This window comes from Stenotrophomonas sp. ESTM1D_MKCIP4_1 (assembly GCF_003086895.1).
Lineage (GTDB): Bacteria > Pseudomonadota > Gammaproteobacteria > Xanthomonadales > Xanthomonadaceae > Stenotrophomonas.
In genome coordinates, this window is sequence record NZ_CP026004.1 from 2,492,894 (window position 1) to 2,516,565 (window position 23,672).

The 23,672-nt window shown below is 66.6% G+C and carries 21 protein-coding genes; 9 read left to right on the forward strand and 12 right to left on the reverse strand.

All coding sequences use genetic code 11. The features are described from left to right. Entirely contained in the window at positions 1-501 is a 501-nt protein-coding gene (gene tssB, locus C1924_RS11430) for a type VI secretion system contractile sheath small subunit (protein WP_108765409.1), read from the reverse strand. A 30-nt stretch (positions 502-531) separates the two neighbouring features. Further along, entirely contained in the window at positions 532-1,137 is a 606-nt protein-coding gene (locus C1924_RS11435) for a tetratricopeptide repeat protein (protein ID WP_254051127.1), read from the reverse strand. A 254-nt stretch (positions 1,138-1,391) separates the two neighbouring features. On the opposite strand from C1924_RS11435, the gene tssJ reads away from it, so the two are divergent. The 8 genes from tssJ to C1924_RS11475 all read left to right on the forward strand — a co-directional run bounded on the left by tssJ (position 1,392) and on the right by C1924_RS11475 (position 10,755). Further along, positions 1,392-2,015 (forward strand): type VI secretion system lipoprotein TssJ, encoded by a 624-nt coding sequence (tssJ, locus tag C1924_RS11440; protein WP_108765411.1) that lies wholly within the window; start codon positions 1,392-1,394, stop codon positions 2,013-2,015. A 217-nt stretch (positions 2,016-2,232) separates the two neighbouring features. Beyond that, positions 2,233-3,567 (forward strand): type VI secretion system baseplate subunit TssK, encoded by a 1,335-nt coding sequence (gene tssK / locus C1924_RS11445; RefSeq protein ID WP_108765412.1) that lies wholly within the window; start codon positions 2,233-2,235, stop codon positions 3,565-3,567. After that, positions 3,564-4,358, forward strand: coding sequence for a type IVB secretion system protein IcmH/DotU (gene icmH, locus C1924_RS11450; RefSeq protein WP_174208958.1), 795 nt, complete (start codon positions 3,564-3,566; stop codon positions 4,356-4,358). The genes tssK and icmH overlap by 4 nt, the downstream gene beginning before the upstream one ends. 10 nt (positions 4,359-4,368) lie before the next feature. Further along, complete coding sequence (locus tag C1924_RS11455) at positions 4,369-7,236, forward strand: type VI secretion system Vgr family protein (protein ID WP_254051128.1); 2,868 nt, start codon at positions 4,369-4,371, stop codon at positions 7,234-7,236. Continuing rightward, on the forward strand, positions 7,233-7,745 hold the full coding sequence (locus C1924_RS11460; RefSeq protein WP_108765414.1) for a hypothetical protein: 513 nt from the start codon (positions 7,233-7,235) through the stop codon (positions 7,743-7,745). The genes C1924_RS11455 and C1924_RS11460 overlap by 4 nt, the downstream gene beginning before the upstream one ends. Positions 7,746-7,756: 11 nt before the next feature. Next, positions 7,757-9,643, forward strand: a complete 1,887-nt coding sequence (locus C1924_RS11465) for a TIGR02594 family protein (protein ID WP_108765415.1) — start codon at positions 7,757-7,759, stop codon at positions 9,641-9,643. 166 nt (positions 9,644-9,809) lie between these two features. Beyond that, positions 9,810-10,367 (forward strand): hypothetical protein, encoded by a 558-nt coding sequence (locus C1924_RS11470; protein WP_108765416.1) that lies wholly within the window; start codon positions 9,810-9,812, stop codon positions 10,365-10,367. 82 nt (positions 10,368-10,449) lie between these two features. Beyond that, positions 10,450-10,755 carry an I78 family peptidase inhibitor gene (locus tag C1924_RS11475; RefSeq protein WP_108765417.1) on the forward strand — a complete coding sequence of 102 codons (306 nt, stop codon included), beginning with the start codon at positions 10,450-10,452 and terminating at the stop codon, positions 10,753-10,755. A 17-nt stretch (positions 10,756-10,772) separates the two neighbouring features. On the opposite strand, the gene C1924_RS11480 is transcribed toward C1924_RS11475, so the two are convergent. From C1924_RS11480 to C1924_RS11510, 7 genes are all read right to left on the reverse strand, one after another. Then, positions 10,773-11,429 (reverse strand): hypothetical protein, encoded by a 657-nt coding sequence (locus C1924_RS11480; protein WP_159094792.1) that lies wholly within the window; start codon positions 11,427-11,429, stop codon positions 10,773-10,775. 61 nt (positions 11,430-11,490) lie between these two features. Continuing rightward, positions 11,491-13,197, reverse strand: a complete 1,707-nt coding sequence (gene dld / locus C1924_RS11485) for a D-lactate dehydrogenase (protein ID WP_108765419.1) — start codon at positions 13,195-13,197, stop codon at positions 11,491-11,493. Further along, a complete protein-coding gene (gene lldD, locus C1924_RS11490) occupies positions 13,194-14,333 on the reverse strand; it encodes an FMN-dependent L-lactate dehydrogenase LldD (protein ID WP_108765420.1) in 1,140 nt (379 codons plus the stop codon). Before lldD ends, dld begins: the two co-directional genes overlap by 4 nt. A gap of 18 nt (positions 14,334-14,351) precedes the next feature. Further along, positions 14,352-15,116 (reverse strand): transcriptional regulator LldR, encoded by a 765-nt coding sequence (lldR, locus tag C1924_RS11495; RefSeq protein WP_108765421.1) that lies wholly within the window; start codon positions 15,114-15,116, stop codon positions 14,352-14,354. Between the two features lie 53 nt (positions 15,117-15,169). Then, the gene (gene lldP, locus C1924_RS11500) at positions 15,170-16,828 is read right to left on the reverse strand and encodes an L-lactate permease (RefSeq protein WP_108765422.1); all 1,659 of its coding nucleotides are present in this window, start codon (positions 16,826-16,828) and stop codon (positions 15,170-15,172) included. Positions 16,829-17,100: 272 nt separating this feature from the next. Beyond that, complete coding sequence (locus C1924_RS11505) at positions 17,101-17,550, reverse strand: MgtC/SapB family protein (protein WP_108765423.1); 450 nt, start codon at positions 17,548-17,550, stop codon at positions 17,101-17,103. Positions 17,551-17,674: 124 nt separating this feature from the next. Continuing rightward, complete coding sequence (locus tag C1924_RS11510) at positions 17,675-18,433, reverse strand: SDR family NAD(P)-dependent oxidoreductase (RefSeq protein WP_108765424.1); 759 nt, start codon at positions 18,431-18,433, stop codon at positions 17,675-17,677. A gap of 188 nt (positions 18,434-18,621) precedes the next feature. Between C1924_RS11510 and C1924_RS11515 the strand changes: the two genes are divergently transcribed. Then, positions 18,622-19,713: an alkene reductase gene (locus C1924_RS11515; protein WP_108765425.1), complete on the forward strand. Its 1,092-nt coding sequence runs from the start codon at positions 18,622-18,624 to the stop codon at positions 19,711-19,713. 120 nt (positions 19,714-19,833) lie between these two features. Here the strand turns inward: C1924_RS11515 and C1924_RS11520 are convergent, their stop codons facing one another. The 3 genes from C1924_RS11520 to C1924_RS11530 all read right to left on the reverse strand — a co-directional run bounded on the left by C1924_RS11520 (position 19,834) and on the right by C1924_RS11530 (position 23,662). Then, positions 19,834-21,744: a CocE/NonD family hydrolase gene (locus C1924_RS11520; protein ID WP_108765426.1), complete on the reverse strand. Its 1,911-nt coding sequence runs from the start codon at positions 21,742-21,744 to the stop codon at positions 19,834-19,836. A gap of 173 nt (positions 21,745-21,917) precedes the next feature. Then, entirely contained in the window at positions 21,918-22,304 is a 387-nt protein-coding gene (locus C1924_RS11525; RefSeq protein WP_108765427.1) for a DUF4440 domain-containing protein, read from the reverse strand. Further along, on the reverse strand, positions 22,304-23,662 hold the full coding sequence (locus C1924_RS11530) for an MFS transporter (RefSeq protein WP_108765428.1): 1,359 nt from the start codon (positions 23,660-23,662) through the stop codon (positions 22,304-22,306). The genes C1924_RS11525 and C1924_RS11530 overlap by 1 nt, the downstream gene beginning before the upstream one ends. Positions 23,663-23,672 lie beyond the last annotated feature (10 nt).

Sequence of the window (23,672 nt, forward strand, 5' to 3'; positions counted from 1 at the left end):
TCAGTCCTCCTTGGTCGCGCCGAGCTGCTTGAGCTGCTCGGTGTTGTTGAGCACATCGGTCAGCAGGTCTTCCAGCTTCTCGTTGCCGGCCAGCTTGTTGCGCAGATCGGCAAGCTTGGTGCGCGATTCCAGCAGGCGGCGCAGCGGTTCGATCTGCTGCACGACGGCTTCCGGGCGGAAGTCATCGATCGAATTGAACTTGAGTTCGACACCGAACTCGCCGCCCTCGTCGCTGATCTTGTTCGGCACGCGGTAGACCGCGCGCGGCGCCACGCCTTCCATCACTTCATCGAAGTTGTCCAGATCGACGTTGACGAACTTGCGGTCCTTGACCTTGGGCAGCGGCTGTTCCGGGTTGCCGCTGAAATCGCCCATCACGCCGACGACGAACGGCAGTTCCTTCTGCTCGATCGCATCACCCTTCTCGACGTCGTAGGTGAGCTGGACGCGCGGCGGGCGGATCTTCTGCAGCCGCTTCTGGATGCTTTCCTTCTTGGCCATGTGTGTCTCCTGACTGGGGCCGGTTCCGGATCAGTTGCCGATGTTCTGGAACGGATCGGAGTTGTTCGAGCGGGCAGCGGGCTTGGCCGGCTGCGCGGCGGGCTGGGTGGCGGCCGGCTGCGCGGCACGTGCCGCACGGGTGCGCGCACGAGGCTTGGGCTTGGGCGTCGGGTCAGCGAGGATCGCATCACCCATGGTGGTACGCAGGGTGGTGGCCAGGGTCTGCGCTTCCTTGCGGGCGGTGTCCGATGCCAGCGCGCCACGGCCCTGCAGGCGCGTCAGCGACTGGTTGGCAACGCGGAAGCCCGCGACCGTGATCACGCCATCGGCGACCAGATCTTCCGGGTCGCGCTGCAGGACTTCTTCGGCCGCGACGATGGCACGCGCGTACTGCCCCTGGTCGAACTGCAGCTGCGCGATGCGCACCCACGGTTCCTTGCGGGTCGGGTCAGCCTTGGCGGCTTCTTCAAACGCGGTGATCGCCGCATCGGCGCCCCCTACGCTCACCTGGGCCTCTGCGTTGCTCAGCGTCGTCTCGAACGGAACGACCTCTGCTTTCTTCGGCGACGAGGAGCAGGCCGCAAGGCCCGACAACAACATCAGCGCGAACATCGGCCGGTAGACAGCCTTCCCCATTGCCTTCACTTCCATAGTGATCCCTCGTCGAAATTAATTCCTGCAAGGAAGCCGAATCTCCGCCGGTACAACGCACGGGATTCCTGCCCCATTCGCCGGAAGTGTACATTCGCAAATACGCATCGGTATAGTGAATTCCGTCAAGAATATGGCGCATTTGATGGACACATTCTTCACATGCCGATGTGATATTCGCGAGCAAAACACGCTGTTTGCGTGACCTTGAACCCACCATCAGAGCTCATTGAACCCAAATGAATGCGCAACTATTCCTATTCCAACGCGTGATATCCGTCACGTTTTTGACACTGATAATCTCCCTGTCCGTTTCTGGTTGCGCATCTGACAGCAAGCTGGGCAAGGCCATGGACAAGACCCTGCAGGCCGTCGGCATCCGTGAAGAGACGCCTGAAGCACCGCCGGTCGTTCCCCTGCGCCTGTACGCCGGCACCAACCTCAATGCCGGCAACGACAAGCGTCCCTCCGCAGCGGTCGTGAAGATCTACCACCTGCGCAGCCTGCATCGCTTTGAGCAGGCCCCGTTCAATGCCTTCCTCGACCAGGCCGGAGAGCAGGCCGCGCTAGGCGCGGACCTGCTTTCGGTCAACGAAGTCGTGCTCACTCCGGGGGCCCGGCAGGAATTGTCGGAGCAGTTGAGTGAAGGAAGTGCAGTGCTCGGCGTGGTGGCGCTGTTCCGCGCTCCCGCCGAGAACCGCTGGCGGCTGGCGTTCGATACGAAGGGCAAGACGCTGCCCCAGGAGGGCGTCACGATCGGGATCCATGCCTGCGCATTGACCAGTGACAGCAAGGCGCTGCTGACGCGCATCTCCGGTGATCCAGGCAGCCTCGCGTCCATCCGTTGCGCGGGCGCAAAATAAGCGCCTGCCAGAATTCTGGCACTCGAATTCCACGATGGGATAGTATCTGCGACGCGAGGCCAGGCCTCGGAGAAGTAAATATGGGAAGTGCTTCACACTTTCACATCGAAGCACCCGACGACTGTCATTCTGCCGGTCACTGAAGGTGGTGCCTCCGCCGGCGCGGGGATTTTTTTCGAGCTATTTCCAAGGATTGAACGTGGCTTATGTAAGCAGGATGTCGAAGGTTCTCTGGGGTGAAGGCCTGTTCCTGCGCCCCCAGCATTTCCAGCGCCAGGACGCGTATCACGAAGCGCGCCTGCAGGACCTTTCCCAGACGCTGCACCCCTATGCGTGGGGCGCGCGTCGCGTACGTTTCGATCCGCACGCGCTTTCCGGCGGCACCCTGCGTCCACTGGACCTGTCGGCGGTGTTCCCCGATGGCGAAACCTACGATGCACCCGCCCACGACAGCCTGCCCGATGCGGTGTCGTTGCACGAACTGCCGCCAGGCATCCAGAGCACCGTGGTCTATCTGGCGCTGCCCTTGCTGCGTGACGATGGCGCCAACTGCGCTGACGCCGAAGGCACAGTGCTCGCGCGCTACCGCCAGGCCAACCGGGACACCCAGGACCTGTTCACGGATGCGGTGGAAGCCGAACTGTCGTACCTGAGCAAGGCCGTGAAGCTGCTGACCGACGACCAGCCGCGCGATGCGTACAGCACCGTGGCGGTAGCGCGCGTGCGGCGCACGTCCAGCGGCGGCTTCGAGCTGGATGACGAGTTCATTCCGCCCTGCGCACAGCTGCAGGCATCGCCGTTCCTGCACCGCGAACTGCGGGCGGTGCTCGATGCCCTGCAGGCGAAAGTGGATGCGCTGTATGGCCTGCACCGGCAGACGTCGCAGAACATCATCGAGTTCCGCTCGGGCGACATCGCCTCGTTCTGGCTGCTGCACACCATCAACAGTTCCTTCAGTGCGCTGGCCCACCTGCTGCACCATCCGCAGCTGCATCCCGAGCGCCTGCACCAGGAGCTGCTGCGCATGGCCGGCGCGCTGCTGACCTTCTCCAACGCCTACCAGCTGAGCGACCTGCCTGTGTACCGCCACGACCAGCCGGAAGCATCGTTCCGCAAACTGCTGGAGATCGTGCGTGCGCTGCTGGATACGGTGATCTCGACGCGGTACTTCAAGATCGCGCTCAACGAGGTCAAGCCTTCCTACCACCTGGGCCGGCTGGACTCGCAGCGCATCGATGGCGATGCCTCGTTCTACCTGTCCGTGTCGGCCTCGATGCCGGCGCAGGAACTGATCCAGAGCGTGCCGGTCCGCTTCAAGGTGGGCGCACCGGACGACGTGGAGAAGTGCGTGCTGTCCGCGCTGCCGGGCGTGAAGCTGGTTCACGCCGCGCAGGTGCCGGCAGCGATTCCGGTGCGGCCGGGCAGTCATTACTTCGAGCTGGATTCGCGCGGTGCGCTGTATGAGCGGATGCTCAAGTCGCAGTCGCTGATGATCTACGTGCCGGCCGGCATTGCCGAGCTGAAGATGGAACTTGTGGCGGTGACCTCATGATGAATTCCCCCCTGCCCCCGACTCCGGGCCCGATGCCTTCGCTGACCGCCAACGGTGCGATGGCCAATCCCACGCCACAGGCGGCCAATCCGCAGAGCCTGCAGGACCTGATGTCCGATGGCTTCTACCTGTTGCTGCTGCTCAAGCGCGGCCAGCTGCCGAACGATGCGGAAGGCTTCGTGCAGACCGTGCAGAAGTTCCTCGATGGCGTTGAACGCAATGCCATGCGACTGGGCGTGGCATCAGAAGATGTCTACGCCGCCAAGTACGCGTTCTGTGCCGCGGTGGACGAGGCGATCCTGTCGCAGCCTTCGCAACTGCACGAGACGTGGGAACGCAATCCCCTGCAGCTGCGCATGTTCGGCGAGCACCTGGCCGGCGAGCACTTCTTCGACCGCCTGGAAGAGCTGCGCCGTCAGGGCGCCGCGCGCCTGCCGTCGCTGGAGGTCTACCACTACTGCCTGCTGATGGGCTTCGAGGGCAAGTACCGGCTGGAAGGCACCGAGAAGCTGGGCTACCTGACCGCACGGCTGGGCGACGAGATCGTCTACCTGAAGGGCAAGCGCCACGGCTTCGCACCGCATGCACTGCCGCCGGACAATGTGCGCCACAGCCTGCGCCGCGTGGTGCCGCTGTGGCTGCCGGCGGTGGTGGTGGGCTGCTTCGGTATCGTCGCCTTCTTCGGCATGCGCGCCTACCTGGGCCACGAAACGCGCCAACAGCTGGCCGCGTACAACGACGTGGTGCAGATGCCCGAGCGCACCGCCCACATCACGATCACCCTGCCATGAGCCTGATGATATGGACATCCCAAGCTCTTCCCTGCTTGCATCCCTCGCCTCGCTTTCTCACCGCGAACGGCTGATCCAGCTGCAGGGCCCCGAACAGGGCCTGGTGGTCGAACGCTTCGAGGGCACCGAATCGGTCTGCGGTGACAACCGCCTGCAGATCGACTGCCTGGCCACCGATGCCTTCCTCGATCTGGCCCCCTGGCTGGAACAGCCGCTGACCCTGCAGCTGCGCCAGGCCGACGGCGCGCTGCGGCAGTGGCATGGCCTGTGCACCGAGGCCGCACAGCTGGGCAGCGATGGCGGCCTGGCCCGTTACCGCCTGATCCTTGAACCCTGGACCGCGCTGCTGCGCCTGCGCCGCAATGCGGTGATCTTCCAGGACCAGGACACCCGCGCCATCTGCGAGCAGATCTTCGGCGACTACCCGCAGGCGGCGTTCCGCTTCGACGTGCAGGCCGAACTGCCCGCCCGTGCCATCACCACCCAGTACCGCGAAACCGACTGGGCCTTTGTCACCCGGCTGCTGGCCGAGGCCGGCCTGGCCTGGCGCATCGAGCAGGCGCAGGGCGAGGAAGCCGCGCACACGCTGGTGGTGTTCGAGCCGGGTGCGGAATTGCCCGACACCGGCACGCTGCGCTTCCATCGCGCCGACATGGCCGAGGCCAGCGACGGCATCACCGCCTTCGCCGAGCGCCAGCAGCTGGTGCCCAATGCCAGCACCGTGGCCAGCTGGCACAGCGAACAGGTCAATGCCGTGGCCGCGCAGTCCAGTGCCGATGCCGGCAGCCTGCCCGCGCTGGAGGTCTACGTGCAGCCGCGCGCCGGCCGCTTCGCCCAGCCCGGCTGGGCCGATGCCGAAGCGCAGGCGCGGCTGGATGCGCTGCGCGTGGGCCAGGTGCTCTACCGCGGCAGCGGCAGCGAGCGCCAGCTCGGCGCAGGCGCCACCTTCGCCCTGTCCCAGCACCCGCAGCATGCCGGCCAGACCTTCCAGCTGCTGGCCGTGCAGCACGTGGCAGTGAACAACCTGGACCAGGGCATCGCCGAACTGCTGGGCAACACCGCGCTGGAGCGCGGCGCCTACCGCAACAGCTTCATCGCCACCGGTGCCGATGTGCCGCTGCGTGCCCTGCCGCAGGACCGCCCCACCCTGCACGGCCCGCAGACCGCGCGCGTGGTGGGCGTGGCCGATGCTGCGCTCAGCCCCAACCGCGAACACCAGGTGCGCATCCAGTTCGGCTGGCAGCGCGGCAGCGCGCCCAATCCGGGCGGGCTGACCGACACCGGCAGTGCCCAGCCCGGCCATGCCCCCGGCGACCACACCAGCGGCAGCTGGGTATCGGTGGCCGAATGGGTGGCCGGCCCGAACTGGGGCACCGCCTTCCTGCCCCGCGTGGGCAGCGAGGTGCTGGTGGAATTCCTGCACGGCGATATCGACCAGCCGCGCATCACCGGCCAGCTGTACAACGGCGAGGTCGCCCCGCCCTTCGGCGGCGGCATCGACGAGAACGCCCGCCACCCCGGCGTGCTCAGCGGCCTGCACACCCAGGCCCATGACGGCAGCGGCACCCAGCAATGGGTGATGGATGACACACCGGGCCAGCTGCGCACGCGCCTGCACAGTTCGCTGGCCGACAGCCGGCTGGAGCTGGGCTATCTGATCGCCCACCAGGACACCGCCCGCGGCGCCCTGCGCGGCGAAGGTTTCGAGCTGGCCACCCAGGGCTGGGGCAACGTGCATGCCGGCGAAGGCCTGCTGCTGTCGGCCAGCCTGCAGGAACGCGGTGCTTCCACGGTGATGGACAACGCCAGCGTGGTGGCGCAGCTGAAAGGCGCCGAGCGCAGCCTGGAACAGATGCAGCAGACCCTGGCCCAGCAAGAGGTGCCCGGCCTGGCCGAGTACCAGCGCACCCAGCAGCTGCGCGAGCAGATCGACCCGCAGGCGCAGGGCCGCTTCCAGGGCGATGTGAACGGGCAGAGTGGAATGAAGCCCGGCAGCGATGGCCGCAGCCCCGGCGAGCAGCCGGTGGAACGGCTGGGCAAGCCCCTGCTGCTGGCCGAAGCGCCGCACCACATTGCCTGGACCACCCCGGCCAGCGCGGTGGCCTACGCCGGACAGAACCTGCAGATGACCGTGCAGCAGGACCTGCACGTCAGCGCCGGGGAAACCATCGCTACCGTTTCTGGCGGACACGTCTCGCTGTTCGCGCAGAGCGGCCCGCTGCGGGTGATCGCCGCGCAGGGCCCGGTGAGCCTGCAGGCCAACGACGGCGAACTGGAACTGCTGAGCGACCAGGCCCTGACCATCACCGCCACCGACGACCGCATCGACGTGCTGGCGCAGACCAAGGTGGTGCTGCAGGCCGGCAGCAGCGCGATCACGCTGGAAGGGGGCAACATCACCTTCAGTTGCCCGGGCGAGTTCAAGGTCAAGGCGGGCGAGCATCCGTTCATGGGTGGGGGCAGTGATGCCCCGGCCATGCCGGTACTTCCCAATGGCCTGTTCTCGTTCAAGGACAGCCTGCGCTTCGCGCTGGAAGGTGCCGACACACTGGCTACGGAGATGGGCTGGAAGGACAAGGCCTACCGCATCTTCAACAACGACGGTGAACAGGTGGCCGGCGGCACCATCGGCGAAGACGGTCGCCTGCCGCGCGTGATGGCCGATGGCCTGGGCCGCCCGCTGACCCTGGAGGTCGGTGACGACAGCTGGGAAATGCTGGCCTCGGCCCCCGGCCAGGCACCCGAGAACGACGGCGATACGCCCGATGCCGATGGCACTGATCCCTTCCTGGGCGATCTCGATGCCAGCGATGCCGTTGGCTCGCTGACGCCGGAACAGATCCTCGAACTGCTCAACGAATCGCCTTCCTCCACATGACCATTCGATCCTTCCTGCTTCTGCTTGGCCTGTCCCTGGCATCGCTGGCCCAGGCACAGCAGTATCCGCCCGGCAGCACCGACATCAAGGCGGGCCAGGGAACCGTGCGCGTGAACACGGGCTATGTCAGCCACTTCAACGCGCACAGCTTCCATGTCTACAGTTTCCAGTACCGGCCAACGGCCAGCGATGCGGTGTGGAACCAGCTTCCACTGCTGCCCCGCAATGACGCGCCGCCGGCTGAGTTCCTGGTGAAGGCCACCGCTACGGCTGACTTTCCACTGCGCGATGCCCGCGTGGTGGTCGAAGGCAGCAATGTGGCCCTGTACATCGCCGAACTGACGTTCAAGGACACGCCGTACGACGACAACGCTACCGTCGAGCTGAAGCGCTATGTGCTCAAGCAGCAACCGGATGAAGAACGCTGGGTGCTGGTGCTCGACTCTACCCGACGGCTGCCGCAGGGCACGGATGTAACGCAGGCCCTTGCCAAGCTTCCGTCCCGATAGGACGACACGGAATGCCTACCTATATCAGCGCAGTGTTCAACAAGGAAACGCGCACTGTGGAGTTCACCGCCGACAACGGTGACAAGCTCATCCGCAGTGGCGGCTCGCTCGCGTGGCTGCTCAACAATCCCGGCAATCTTCGACCGGGTGGCAAGTACGTCAAGATGATCGGGCAGGCCGACACCAAGAGCGGCAAGTTCGCCATCTTCCCGACCGCCGAGGATGGGCGGGCGGAGAAGCGCGCCCTGCTGCGCCGCAAGTACAACGACATGACGTTGTACAACGCCATGCATACCTATGCGCCGGAATCGGAGAACGATACGGCCGCCTATCTGGCCTATGTACGCAAGCGGTCCGGCGCCACCGACCAGACGGTCATCAAGGACATGACCGACGAGCAGTTCAACGGCATGATCGCGGCGATGGAGCAGTACGAAGGCTTCAATGCCAAGCCCGAGACCCGCAAGGAGCGGATCGTGCATGCCACCCAGGTCACGCTGTCCGACGGCACCCGTCCGCTGCCGGCGACGCCTGTGATCGTGCGCAGCAGCACCGCCGGCGAAAAGAAGGTCAAGACCAACGAGCACGGCGCACTGCCCACCTTCATCACCCGCCAGCCCGGTGAGATGATCGAGCTGTTCCTGGACGAGTCGGGCAAGATCGGCACCCGCATCGGGCAGTTCGCCCTGCAGCAGGCGTCTGCGTCGCTGGTGTTCGCACGCAACATGATGACGGTGGGCGGCAACTCCCAGCCGCACAACCCGGTGCAGCCGAGCAAGGACAAGCGCACACCGCTACGCTATGTCGTGCAGCCCGGTGACACGCTCGCCACCATCGCCAGCCGGTTCAAGACGTCGGTGGACGAGCTGGTGTCGAACAACCAGATCCGCAACCGCAACCGGATCTATCCCGGGCACGTCGTGTGGATCTACGGCAAGGCGCCAGCCACTGCGGCCAATGACAGCGGCCCCGCGCAGCCGGCCGCACGCGCGGCGGCGACTTACAGCGTGCGCTCGGGCGATACACTGGGAAAAATCGCAGACCGCCATGGCACCAGTGTCGACGCACTGATGGCGGCCAACCCGTCCATCAGCAATGCGAACCGGATCAGCCCCGGGCAGAAGATCACCCTGCCGGCCGGCGCGAAGGCAGCCTCCACGTCCTCGCAGACGGCAGCCACGCGCACCGGCACCACGACGGCGGCAGGCAAGGGGGATCGACCGTCCCTGGTCAAGAATCCGCCGAACACGACCGCCGGCACCGCGGTGAAGCCTCCTGCAACCGTGCAGGGGCGGGATACGCGCAGCCGCGAGGGTGAAGGTCACCCGATTTCGATCATTCCCTTCTCGCAGAAGCGCGCCCCCTGGGTCGAACATGCCTATGCGCAGGCACGGAAGTGGGCCGGCAAGAAGGAAGCCGAAATCAGCCGCACCATCAATTTCCATTCCGAACTGGGATATGGCAAACAATTCACCACGATGGCCGGCAGTTCCAATGCGTGGTGCGCGTCCTTCGTGAACTGGTGCCTGCGCAGCGCGGGCTTTGCCACGTCCTCGCCCCACCCGTACCGCGCACGATCGTTCGCTGCCGATACCACGCGCTTCAGCCAGATTGACGGCCCGGTGTTCGGCGCAGTGGCCCTGGTGGGAACCTCGCACGTCGGCTTCGTCTACGCCATGGAGCGTGGCCGTCCGGTGCTGCTGGGCGGAAACCAGAGCGATCAGATCAACTTCGTCCGCTTCAATCCGGCAACGCTGCGCTACTACGTGCCGAAAAGCTATCTGCCCTTTGCGCAGAAGGAACTCAAGGAATCCAAACTCGATGAACTGGCAGCCACCGACCTCAACGCGGCACTCGGCATCGTCGTCGCCAAGAAAGCAGGCGACAACACGCGCTGATCGGCTGCGGCTGGCCATGCTGGCCGTGCTCGCACTCGGGGTTGCCGGCTGCGGCGCACCGCCCTCGCCCGCCACCGGGACAGCAGGCGACACCGCACCGGAGGCACCTGCATCGACTGAGCAGAGTGCCGCCACGTCGACGGCCAGACTGGAGACGTTGCCGGCATTGCCCGACACGCAGCTCAAGGGCCTCTATGCGGGTACGCTGTTGAAGCAGCTGCCCTTCAAGGACATCGACGGCGAGGGCGTGCTGCTGCTGTCGCGCAGCGAGAACACGCTGCCTGCCGAAGGCGACGAGGATCCGGTAGAGCAGATCACCCTGCGCGCGGAACTGTACCGACGTGCGGATGCCGCAGCCGCATGGGGCTCGCGCTGGAGCGTCGACGACCCGGTCCAGTGCGAGGGTTTGGACCTGGACGCTGGCTACTTCCTCGACCAGGTGACGGCCACCGATCTGGACAACGACGGCCGCGCCGAACTGACCCTGGCCAGCCACAGCTTCTGCGGCGGCGGCGTGGACCCGCAGCAGCTGCGTATCGGCCTTCGCCAGGGCGAGCAGTACTACGAAGTGCGTGGCGAATCGCTGGTGGAGGTGGAAGGCGATGCGCCCTTCGGCGGTGAGCGCCAGGACGATCCTGCGCTGGCGTCGGCTGCTCCACCGCTGCGCGCGCACGTGGACAAGGTGTGGGAAGCCATCAAGCGCGGCCCGGCCAGCGTGCCGTAAGCACCGCGCCATGATCCAACGCATGCCGCCAGCCTGGACGCGGTGCTATGGTGGCGCCATCACGCCCTCTGGAGCCGTTCCGATGAGCCGAAACAGCATCGCCCGCCTCTCCCTTGCCGCCATCGCCACGCCCCTGCTGCTGTCGGCCTGTGTCAGCACGCCCGGCCCACAGGTGCAGGGGACGGGCCGCTGTGACGCCAGCCAACTGGGGTGGGCGGTGGGCCAGCCGGGCAACGAAGAAAACATGCGCCGGCTGTCACGTGAAAGTGGCGCGGGCCTGGTCAATCCGATCGGCCCGACCACGATCACCACCAAGGACATCCGTCCGGACCGCCTGCGGGTCTATATGGACAAGGACAACATCATCACCGCCGCACGCTGCGAGTAACAGCGCCCGCAGGGCGCCTACGGCTGGCCGCCAGCCGTTGCGCAGGCCGGCAGTGGACGGTCAGGCACGTAACGCCCACCGACGCTGCGGAACACCCGGTCTGCCGGACATGCGGCACGCTCGCCACTGACGTACTTCAGCTGCGGCAGCGCATCGGTGGAGGGGTGGACGTCAAGGCTGGACCCGGGCTGCCATGGCACCACGAGCAGATCACCGTCGGTCTGCACATCATCGGCCAGGTGGCGAACCTGGCCCACGTGCAGCCAGGCAGGCTTCCCCTGCTGCTGCACGACCGCCGCGACCAGCACATCCTGCACCTCACCGCCCTCTACCCGGTGGGCAGGCAAGCGGATGATGTTCGGCCACACCGCGAGGCGTGCGCCCTGCGGCACCCTCACGGCTACCGCACGGTTCAACGGTTCGCGTGCGCCGGCCATCGTTTCTTCCACCATCAGCGTGGCCAGCGCCGATTCATCGGCCCGCAGCGCCTGCACGCACCAGGCACGGTCCTGCGTGCAATGGCGAGGACCGTCCGCTGCAGCGTCGTCAGCAGCAGGCATCGGTGACAGCTTCTCCAGCTGACTGCCGGCTGCGCTGGGCGCGGCAGCGGCGGCAAACAGCGGCGTCAGCAGCAGCGCAACGGACAGCGCTCGCACAACAGCGGGGTGATTCATCAGGCATCCTCTGCGCAGCAGCGCATCCTTGCGAAGGCAGAGATCGTAACCTACTCGATGTTCACGGTCCGTTGCAGTCGCAGCGCCCCCACTCCTTCGCCTTCGACGTGTGGCCAATGCCCGGATTGAACGTGTTGCTCGGGTCAAGCTGCCGATAGAAATCTGCCAGTGCGGGCTTGGCCGGGTACAGATGACCGACGTTGTGCTCGGCCGGGTACTCGGCGCCGCGCTCATCCAGCAGTGCCCACATCGCATGCTCGATCGCCATCGGATCCTCGCCCTTGCGCGCGATGTAATCCTGGTGAAACACGTGGCAGAGGAAGTGCCCGTAGTAGAGCTTGTGCAGCAGCTTCCCATCGATGTCGGCCGGCAGTGTCTCGAACCAGTCCGCGTCGTCGCGGCGCAGGGCGATATCCAGCGCCACGATGTCCTGTACCTGCGCGCGGTGGACTTCGCGGTAGCGCACCGCCGCACCGGCGACCGCGAAGCGATGCAGGAACGCCTTGCGCCCTTCTTCGGCCGTGCAGCGGAAGAAACCACCCTCGTGGTTGGCGAAACACTCGCGCAGCCAGCGCTCGGTCTCCGCGGCATCCTGCGCCGATACCTTCAGCAGGAGGTGATGTTCATAGCGCTGGCGGAACTCGCCCATGCGCGCTGGCAGATGCGAGGGCAACAGGCCGGTCAGTGCCTGCATCGCCCGGTCCGTCACCCCGCGCAGGCCCAGTCGCTCGAACCAGCCATCGACGCGGCTCTTGAGCGCGAATGCGGCCGGCACGCGCGCGGTGCCCAGGCGATCGATCAACAGGAACGTGTCCTTTCCATACCGCTCGCCGATGTCGTAGGCGTCGCGATGGATGTACTCACCCGCAATCGGCAGCCGCTCGAAGCCGGTCAGCAGCTGGCGGCGGATGGCGGTGAGTGTGGCGGTGCGATTGCTGCCGATGTAGAAGACCTCGGCAGCTTCCTTTTCGAACGTATCCAGGCGCACGGCGAATACGGCCAGCTTTCCGGCCGAACCGGCCGCTTCGTAATGGCGGCTGGGATCGGCGTTGAACCGGGCGGGCGTATCGGCGTCGATCCGCCGCACCTCCTCGGCATAGCGTGGATCGGACGCAGCGCGACCGTCGCCGTCACCCACATCGGACGCGCTGTACTGCCCGTCCTGCAGGCGCTGCAGGATCTGTTCCGGGGTATCGCCCAGGGCGATGCCCAGGTGGTTGACCAGCTGCAGTGTGCCCTGCGCATCGACCTGCGCGTACAGTGCCAGCTCGGTGTACGCCGGGCCACGGCGCACCAGCGCGCCGCCGGAATTGTTGCAGACGCCGCCCAGCACCGAAGCGCCGATGCAGGACGAGCCGATCACCGAGTGCGGTTCGCGCCCCAGCGGTGCGAGCGTCTGCTCAAGGCGGTCCAGTGTTGCGCCTGGCAGGCACAGCACCTGGCGGCCTTCGTTCAACAGCTGGATGCCGGTCAGGCGCAGCGTGCTGACCAGCACGATCGGCCGGCCGTAGTCGTCGCCATCCGGGGTCGAACCGCCGGTCAGACCGGTGTTGGCCGCCTGCAGGATGATCGCTGCCCCACCCTGCACTGCTGCCTGCAGCACGCGCCACAGTTCCAGCAGCGTGCCCGGGCGCACCACCGCCAGCACCGGGCCATCACCGAAGCGGTAGCCGCGGCGAAAGCGCCGGGTGGCCTTGTCGCCGGTCAGTACATGGCCACTGCCGACCGCATCGCGCAACTGCGCCAGCACGGCGTCGTGGCCACTCATGGCAGGCGCACCAGCGAGTCACGGCCGATATCGGCGATGCGACGCGCGCCGGTCAGGGTCATCGCCACGCGCATTTCCTTGGCGATCAGGTCCAGCAGGTTGGCCACGCCGGCCTCACCCTGTGCGGCGAGCGCATAGACGAAGGCACGGCCCAGCAGCACGGTGTCGGCGCCCAGCGCCAGCATGCGCACCACGTCCAGGCCGTTGCGGATGCCCGAATCGGCCAGGATCTTCAGGTCGCCCTGCACGGCATCGGCAATGGCCGGCAGTGCGCGTGCAGTGGACAGCACGCCGTCCAGCTGGCGGCCACCATGGTTGGACACCACGATGCCATCGGCCCCGAACTTCACCGCATCGCGGGCGTCATCCGGATCAAGGATGCCCTTGATCACCATCGGACCCTTCCAGAACTCGCGGATCCACTCCAGGTCCTGCCAGGAAATGGACGGGTCGAAGTTGCTGCCCAGCCAGCCGATGTAGTCCGCCAGCCCGGTCGGGTTGCCGCGGTAGGCGGAAATGTTGCCGAGGTCGTGCGGGCGACCGAACAGGCCAACATCCCAGGCCCACTGCGGATGGGCGATGGCCTGGCCGAAGCGGCGCAGCGAGGCATTCGGCCCGCTCATGCCCGAATGTGCATCACGATAGCGCGCGCCCGGTACCGGCATGTCCACGGTGAACACCAGGGTGGTCACGCCCGCCGCCTGTGCGCGCTCCAGCGCATTGCGCATGAAGCCGCGGTCGCGGAGCACGTACAGCTGGAACCACATCGGCCGCTGGATGGCCGGCGCCACTTCTTCGATCGGGCAGACCGAGACGGTGGACAGGGTGAAGGGAATGCCGCGACTGTCGGCCGCACGCGCGGCCTGTACCTCGCCACGCCGTGCGTACATGCCGGTCAGGCCGACCGGGGCCAGCGCCACCGGCATCGCCAGCGTTTCGCCGAACAGTTCGGTTTCCAGGCTCAGGTCGGACATGTTGCGCAGGATGCGCTGGCGCAGTGCGATGTCGGACAGGTCGGAAACATTGCGCTTCAGCGTGTGCTCGGCATACGCGCCGCCATCGATGTAGTGGAACAGGAACGGCGGCAGGCGGCGCTCGGCTGCGGCACGGTAGTCGGTGGAAGCGGAAATGATCATGGGGTCAACCGGAAGTCATCAGCCATGCGGGGAAGGGAGACGCGAGGCCCGCGCACGCCGGGCTTCGTTGTCATCCAGCGTGCGCAGCGTGGTGTGCACGAACTCAAGGTGAGCATGGGCCGCGGCGCGCGCGCGTTCGGGGTCACCTGCCAGCACGGCATCCATCATTTCGCGGTGCTGGTCGGACAGCGGCGAGAACGTGCGGGCCGAGGTGTAGAGCTTTTCGCGGCTCTGCGAGATGTTGGTCTGCAGCAGCTCGAACAGGCCCCGCATCACCTGCAGCAGCACCAGGTTGTGCGAGGCCTCGGCGATGGACAGATGGAAGGCTGCATCGGCCTCGGCCTCACCGGCCGGGTCGTCCCTGCCGTGTGCATCCATCATGGTCTGAAACGCCAGGGCGATGCGCGCACGGTCTTCATCGGTGGCGCGCAGCGCAGCGTGCCAGGCGGTGGCACCTTCCAGCGCGTGGCGGATTTCCAGCACGTCGAAGCGATATTCCGGATCCCCCTGGAACAGCGGCAGGTACGGCGCCAGCGGCTCGTCCAGCGCCTGCCGCGCCCGCGCGGCCGGCTCGGCGACGTAGGTTCCGCCGCCGACGCGCGCCGTCAGCAGCCCCTGGCTGGCGAGCTGCGCGATGGCCTCGCGCAGTGCCGTACGCGAAACCCCGAGCTGCACCGCCAGCGCCCGTTCGGCCGGCAGCCGGTCGCCCGGCTGCAGCTGTTGTTCCTGCACCAGCACGCGCAGCTGTGCGGCCACCTTGTCCGAAACCCGTTGCATGCTCATGGCGCCATTGTCGCCCGAACGGCCTGGCGGTGGAGGGACGCGCGCGGCATGGCTCAGGGAATCATCCAGGTCAGCCAATAGGCCTGCGCCAAGGTGATCAGGCCGACCATCGCAGTGAACACCAGGCTGTGCTTGACGGTGAAGCGGAACAGATCCGATTCCTTGCCGGCCAGGCCCACCGCTGCGCAGGCAATGGCGATGGACTGCGGCGAAATCATCTTGCCGGTGACACCGCCGGTGGTGTTGGCCGCCACCAGCAGCACGTCGGACACCCCGATCTGCTGGGCGGTCGTGGCCTGCAGCGCGGAGAACAGTGCGTTGGAAGAGGTATCAGAGCCGGTGAGGAACACGCCCAGCCAGCCCAGGAACGGCGAGAAGAACGGGAACGCTTTTCCGGTATGGGCCAGCGCCAGGGCCAGCGTCGCCGACAGCCCGGAGTAGTTGGCGATGAAGGCGAACGCCAGGACCATGCCGATGGAGTAGATGGGCACGCGCAGTTCGCGCACGGTCTCGGCGAAGGTCTGCACGGCCGCTCTGGCCGGCATGCGCAGGGCGATGATGGCGATGATGGCGGCCAGGATGATGGCCGTGCCGGTGGCTGAGAACCAATCGAATTTGTAGACCGCCTCGTAGCTCAGCGGTGCCGGCACGATCGGCGGCATTTTCTGCACCATCTGGTCCAGACCGGGAACCGGGATCTTCAGCACCCAGTTTTCCAGCCCCCCGCCGGCAACGAACAGCGCCTTGAACGGCTTGATGCTCCACAGCGTGACCATGGCGGTGAGGATCAGGAACGGCGACCACGCCTTGGCAATCTGGCCCGCACTGTAGCGCGGTGCTTCCAGCGCCTGCGCCGCCGCTTCGGCACTGGTGGCGGTGTCGAAGCGGAAGATGCGCACCGGCTTCCAGCGGCGCAGGAACAGGGTGAGGCAGACCAGCGAGGCCAGCGACGCGGTGATGTCCGGCAGTTCCGGTCCGATGAAGTTGGAGGTGAGGTACTGGGCAATGGCGAACGAGCCGCCGGCCACAAGCACCGCCGGCCAAGTTTCCTTGATGCCGCGCCAGCCATTCATGATGGCCATGATCCAGAACAGCACGATGATCGTGAGGAACGGCAACTGACGGCCGGCCATCTGCCCGATCTCGAACGCATCCAGGCCGGTGACCTGACCGGCGACGATGATCGGGATGCCCATTGCACCGAAGGCCACCGGAGCGGTGTTGACGATCAGGCACAGGCCCGCGGCATACAGCGGCTTGAAGCCCAGCCCCACCAGCAGCGCGGCAGTGATCGCCACCGGCGCACCGAAGCCCGCCGCACCTTCCAGGAAGGCACCGAAGGCGAAGCCGACCATCAGCATCTGCAGCCGCTGGTCCTCGGTGACCGACAGGATCGAGGCGCGGATGATGTCGAACTGCCCGGTCTTGACCGAGACTTTGTACAGGAACACCGCGCCGATGATGATCCAGGCGATCGGCCACAGGCCGTAGGTGAAGCCAAAGCCGGCCGCGCCCAGGGCCTGCGCCAGCGGCATGCGGTAGAGCAACAGGGCCACACCCAGCGCGATGGCCACGGTGAGCGTCCCGGCCAGCCACCCCTTCATGCGCAGCACAGCCAACGCAACGAAGAAGAACGCGATCGGCAGCAGCGCGATCAGGCTGGACAACCACAGGTTGCCGGCGGGGTCGTACAGGTGTTGCCAGGGCTGCATGGAGGCTCTCGACTGGGGACGGGTTCACCACCATTTCTGATGGGGCGTCGTGACCACCGGCTCTATTGGTAGTACCAATATGAATGCCCGGTGGGCCACGCGACGCAGATTGAACCGTCTATCCCGCGCTGAGCCTATTAGACCATAGCGTTAGATCTCGACATTGGTCGGACCATTTATTGGTGAGGGGAGACAGGGTCAGAGCCCCTGCGGGGATCTGACCCTGCCTGGGGTCGGATCCCCGCAGGGGCTCTGACCCCACTGCGGTCCCCTCAGAGTTTCTTCTCCACCCGCCGGATGACCGCCAGCACCAGCACGCACAGCACGCTCACCCCGATGGCGATCACGTACTTGCCAATGCCCACGGCAATGCCGATGGCCGCTGCCATCACCAGTGAGCTTGCGGTGGTCAGCCCGCTGACCTGATCTTCGCGGTTGCCGCGCAGGATGGTGCCGGCGGCAACGAAGCCGACGCAGGCCACCACTGCCTCGATCAGGCGTACCGGATCGACCTGCAGCAGGTCGCGATAGCGCTCCTGCTGGAAGTGTTCGGCCACCGAATCACCGAGGCCGACAATCAATGCCGCCGCCCCGGCGATCAGCATGTGCGTACGCAGGCCCGCAGCATGCTTGCCCATCTCGCGTTCGACGCCCAGCACACCGCCGAACAACATCGCGGCGGCCACGCGCAGCAGGATCGATACGTCCTGGGTGAGTTCCATGGGCAGGCTCCGGGTGTTTTCCCGGAGCGTGGCGCGAAGGCCGTGGCATCCCGGTGAAGGTGCCACCACGGCCGGTTCACCCGCCGGCGCCACGCGATGCCCGGCGCCGTGCCCCCTCAGCGCATCACTGCGCCAGGTAGCCACCATCGATCGCGTAGTAGGTGCCGGTCGCGAACGACGCGTCATCACTGGCCAGCCAGGCGACCAGCGCGGCCACTTCGTCCGGCGTTCCCAGGCGCTTGAGCGCATGGCGGCTTTCCAGCGTCGCCCGCACCTTCGCATCCATCTTCTCCAGCAGCGGCGTGGCGATGAAGCCCGGGCCGACCGCGTTGATGCGGATGCCATCGGCGGCGTGTTCCCACGCAGCGGTCTGGGTCAGGCCGACCACGCCGTGCTTGGCCGCCACGTAAGCAGTAGAACCCGCATAACCCACCTGGCCAAGAATCGAGGCCATGTTGATGATGCTGCCGCCCTTGCCCGCCGCCCGCATCGCCTGGATCTGCGCACGCTGGCACAGGAACACGCTGGTCAGGTTCACATCCACCACGCGCTTCCAGCCATCGATCGGATAATCGCCACTGCTCTCTGACGGGCCGCCGATGCCGGCATTGTTCACCGCAACGTCGATGCTCCCCAGTTCCTTCACCGTGCGCTGCACGGCGGCTTCCACCGCAGCTTCATCGGTCACGTCCAGTGCAATGCCGATGGCCTGCACGCCCTTGGCCTTCAAGGTCTGCACCGTGGCATCCACCGCATCCTGCTTCAGATCCCACACCGAAATACGGGCGCCCGATGCGGCAAGCAGTTCGGCCACGGCGAGGCCGATGCCGGACACACCGCCGGTCACGATCGCGGTCTTGCCCTTGAGCTGGTAGTCGATCATCTGTGTTCTCCACGTGTTGGTAAGCGCTGCGGAACGGGTCCGCCTGTTGATGACGGTACGCCTGCCCGTGTTACGGAGGTGCCATCTCTGTTGAGTTTCGTGGCGCAGGGGCTGCAACGATCCTTCCCATCGCTGCAACGCGTTCGCGCCTATGCTCAGACGCACCCCCTTCCCCAGTGGAACTTCCGATGAGCCCTGCCGCCGATCTGCTGTTCACGCCTGCACGCCTTGGCGATATCGCCGTGGCCAACCGCATTGCCATGGCACCGCTGACGCGCAACCGCGCCCTGCCCGACCGCGTGCCTTCACCGCTCGCGATCACCTACTACCGGCAACGTGCCAGCGCCGGCCTGATCATCGCCGAGGCCACGCAGATCAGTCCGCTCGGCCAGGGCTACCTGGACACCCCGGGCATCTACAGCGCGGCGCAGGTGGCTGCGTGGAAGTCCATCACCGATGCGGTGCATGCCGAAGGCGGACGCATCGTGCTGCAGCTCTGGCATGTGGGCCGTATTTCTCACACCAGCTTGCTGCCGGAAGGCGAGGTGCCGGTGGCACCGAGTGCGATCCGGGCCAATGGCAAGACCTTTACCGCGAACGGCTTCGAGGATGTTTCCGCGCCGCGTGCACTGGCCATTGAAGAGATCCCGGCGCTGATCGAGGATTACCGCATTGCGGCCCGCAATGCGATGGCTGCTGGCTTTGACGGTGTGGAAGTGCACGCGGCCAACGGCTACCTGATCGACCAGTTCCTGCGTGACGGCAGCAATCACCGCAGCGATGCCTACGGTGGCAGCATCGAAAACCGTACGCGCTTGCTGTATGAGGTGGTCAGTGCGGTAGCCGAAGCCATCGGTGCGGGCCGTACCGGCGTGCGCCTGTCGCCGGTAACGCCGGTCAACGATGCGCACGACAGCAATCCGCAGCCGCTGTTCGACCGCGCGGTGGAGCGCCTGGACACGATCGAGGGCCTGGCCTTCATCCATGTCATCGAAGGTGCCACCGGCGGCGACCGTGACAACCTGGCCTTCGACTACGCCGGCCTGCGTGCGCGCTTCCGTGGCCCGTGGATTGCCAACAATGGCTACGACGCGGCACGTGCCGAGCAGGCCATCGCGCGCGGCTACGCTGACATGGTGGCCTTTGGCCGGCCTTTCATCGCCAATCCCGATCTTGTGGCCCGCCTGCGCAGCGGCGCCGCGCTGGCTGACCTCGACCCGGCAACGCTGTATGGCGGTGGTGAACGCGGCTATACCGACTACCCCGCATTGGGTGGTTGAACCCTCTGCCGGCCAGCGACCGGTGCTACCTGGATTGTGTGCCGGTCGGCGGCCGGCGTTGCCTGGACTGCATGCCGGCCAGCGGCCGGCGTTGCCTGGATCGGGTGCCTGCCGGCGGGCTCAATACACCGGCAGATCGATGTAGCTGGCCTGCGCTGCGCTGTGCCACACCCGCTGCGTCGCCTTCTGGTAATCGCCCGGCTTGGCCAGGTAGATGTTCGGCACGTAGGTCTGCGGGTTGCGGTCGTACAGCGGGAACAGGCTCGATTGCACCTGCACCATCACCCGGTGCCCCTTCTGGAACACATGGTTGGCGTTGGACAGGTCAAAGCGGTACGGCAGCACCTGGTTTGCGGCCAGTGCCTTCGGTGCGCTGAAACTCTCGCGGTAGCGGCCACGGAAGATCGCCAGCGACACCGGCAGCTCGTAACCGCCCATCTCCGGCGTCGATGCTTCCTGGTCCGGGTAGACGTCAATCAGCTTCACCACCCAATCGCTGTCCGTGCCGCTGGTCGATGCCTGCAGATGCACGACCGGCGCGCCGCCGATGCGCAGTGGCTCGCTCAATGGCTCAGTGATGAAGGTCAACACGTCCGGCCGCCCATCGACGAACCGCTGGTCCTTCACCAGCCAGGTGGTCCACATGTCGCGGTCACCGAAACGCACCGGCCGCGGCACGAACGGCACCGGCTTGGCCGGGTCGGAGACGTACTCCTCGAACTCGCCCTCACCCGCCGCGGGTGCCTGGAAGGCCAGCTTGCCACCGGCACGCAGGTACAGCGGCTTGCTGGCCGCCGTGCAGCCCTTGTCGCAGCTGCGCGGCCAGCCCTGCAGGCGATCCCAGTGGTTCTCGCCCGTGTTGTAGATCAGCACCGGCGGCGTGTCGGCCTTCGGCGCGCCATCCACCAGATACTGGTCGAAGAAGGGCTTGAGTACGTCGCGGCGGAACTGCAGCGCGGTATCGCCGTCGAATTTCAGCGCGCCCAGTTCGCTGCCGGTGTAGTTCACCTGGCTGTGCCGCCACGGCCCCATCACCAGGTAGTTGAGGGTGTTGCCGGTGTCGCGGCCCTCCATCGCCTGGTAGGCGTGGTTGGCACCCCACATGTCTTCCTGGTCCCACAGGCCCTGCAGCCACATCGTCGGCACCTTCAACGGTGTCTTCGCCATCACCGCATCCAGCGCCTGGCCCTGCCAGAACGCATCGTAGGCCGGGTGCTGCACCAGCTTCTTCCACCAGGTCAGCTGGTCCACGCCGGTGAAGCGTGCGTAGTCTCCAGCCGAGCCGATGCGCAGGAACGTGCTGTAGTCGTCGTAGCCGAGGCTGGGCAGCGGCGTGCCCTTGCCGCGCTTCTCGGTCTGCATGGCGAAGTAGTTGAAGTTGACCTGGCGGAATGCACCGTAGTTGAGCCAGTCATCGCCCATCCAGCCATCGACCATGGGGCTCTGCGGCGCGGCCACCTTCAGTGCGGGGTGCGGGTCGGTCAACGCCATCACCACGGTGAACCCTTCATACGACGAGCCCAGCATGCCGACCTTGCCGTTGGTTTCCGGCACATGCTTGACCAGCCAGTCGATGGTGTCCCAGGCGTCGGTGGAATGGTCCACCTTGGTGTTGTTCAGCGGCCCGCGCAGCGGCCGGGTCATCACGTAATCGCCTTCGGAACCGTACTTGCCGCGGATGTCCTGGAACACGCGGATGTAGCCGCCATCGACGAACACTTCATCGCCCTGCGGCAGCATGTCACGCATGCGCGGCGAATCGGTGCGGCTGGCGCGGCCAGCGGCATCGTAGGGCGTGCGGGTCAGCAGGATCGGTGCGTTGTGCGCTCCCTTGGGCACCACGATGACGGTGTACAGCCGGGTGCCATCACGCATCGGTACCATCACCACGCGCTTGTCATAGTCGCGGCCGACATCGGGGGCCACGAAGGGCTTTCCGCTGATGTCCGGGGTCATCGGCGGGGTATCGGCGGCCAGCACGGTGCTGGACAGGCAAAGGGCGATGGCTACAGCAACGGCACGCACACGCATGGAAACCCCTCCCGGCAGGAAAGTCCCAAGCCTACTCCTGCCCTGCCCGGTAAGGTGTGTGCAAGCTTTGCGTTCTACGCTCTTTGGGGGCAGGACTGATGGCACATGCCAACCGGTGCAGGGCAGCGCTCGCCGGGCAGACGGTAGTGCTGGCCGCTGGCCGGCACTACCGATCAGGCTGTTGCCACCTCATGCAGCGCCAACCAGCGCCAACGCCCCTGCTCCTGCCGCAGCACCGCCAGCGATTCCCGCCACACGACCGCCCCATCGCCCACGGCGTGCCCTTCGCGGTAACGCAACACCGCCAGCGATGGCGGCGCCTCGGTCGCCAGCACGGCGTCGATGGCGATGCGCAGGCCAGGCCGCGCCCCATGCCCGCCAACGAACAACGCCTGTACCGCCTGCCGATCCAGGCGCCGCCCGGCGATGCCGACCATGCTGAAATCCGCGCAGAAGTGCGCCATCAGATCGTCGAGTGCTTCGGCGCCCACCTCGGCGCGGAACCAGGCCTGCAGCGTGTCGTGCAGTTCGTGGATTTCATGTTCGGCCGTGTGTTGCATCAGGCATGCTCCGGTTGCGCAAGGGTCAGTGGCTGCGAACGGCGCAACAGCGCCATCGGCAGCAGGGTAAGGACAGCGGCCAGGCCCAGCGCCACACCAGTGGCCTGGGCCGGCAGCCATTGCAGGGCCAGGGCCAGCAGCAGCGCGATGGCGGCGGTGCCGAGACAGAAGCTGAGCTGGCGGTTGAGATTCCACAGCGCGCTGGCATCACCCAGCGCTTCACCCTCCACACCGTGGAAGGCCAGCGTCTGTGCGGTGCTGCTGCACAGGCTGCCGCCGGCGCCCATCAACGCGTACAACAGCGCTGCCAGCGCAAACGGGGGCTGCGGCAACAGCGCCATCAACATCAGTCCGCTGGCCTGCAGCAGCATGCCACCGCGCAGCACCGCCGCCGGACCGAAACGCGCCAGCAGGCGACGGCTGCCGGTGATTGCCAGCGCCGATGCCAGCGCCCAGGGCAGCATCAATGCACCGATGCGCGCAGCGCTGTAGCCCGCCTGGTGCAGCTGCAGCGTGCTGGCCAGCTGGCTGCCGATGAAAACGCCTGGCACCGCCAGATAGACCAGCATTGCCAGCCTCAGCCCGCGATGGGACAACAGCGACCAGCGCAGCAGCGGCTGTGCCTGCTGGCGCGCGTGGCGCAGGTGGGCAGTGGCCAGCACCAGCGCCAGCAGCAACAGCACCGCGCCGGCAATCCGGTGGCCGGGTTCGCCCAGCCAGGTCAGCGCCAGCAGCAGCACGCCCAGTGCGCTCATCGCGGTGGCCAGCGCACAGGCCTGCAGGCGGGGGGCAGTGCGCTGGCCATCGGCCGGCATCCAGGCCAGCACCAGGCCCATCGCCGCCAGTGCCAGGGGCAGGCTGGCCCAGAGCACGCCCCGCCAGGACAGCCACTGCACCAGCAGCCCGCCCAGCGCCGGCGCCAGCGCCGGTACCAGCAGCGCCACCAGCAGGATCCGCCGGGTCAGCGCGCCACGCTGCTCAGGGCTGCATTGCCGGTAGGCCGCGGCCTGCGCGACCGGAATCAGCAGGCCGCCAGCCAGGCCCTGCAGCAGCCGCCATCCGAGCAGCCAGCCGATACCCGGCGCCGCACCGGCCAAGGCCGCCGCCAACGCGAACAGCAGCAGCGCCAGCAGCAGCAGGCGGCGCTCGCCACAGCGCGCGGCCAGCCATGGCGCCAGTGGAATCACCACGCTCAAGCCCAGCATGTAGGCCGTGCCGACCCATGCCAGGGTGCTGATGTCCGCCTGCAGTTCGGATGCCAGCGCCGGGTAGGCCACCGTGGCGATGAACATGTTGACCAGGTCCAGCGCGAACACCAGCAGGAAGATCGCCTCATGGCGCAGGCGAGGAGAGGGCATCGACGGCGCT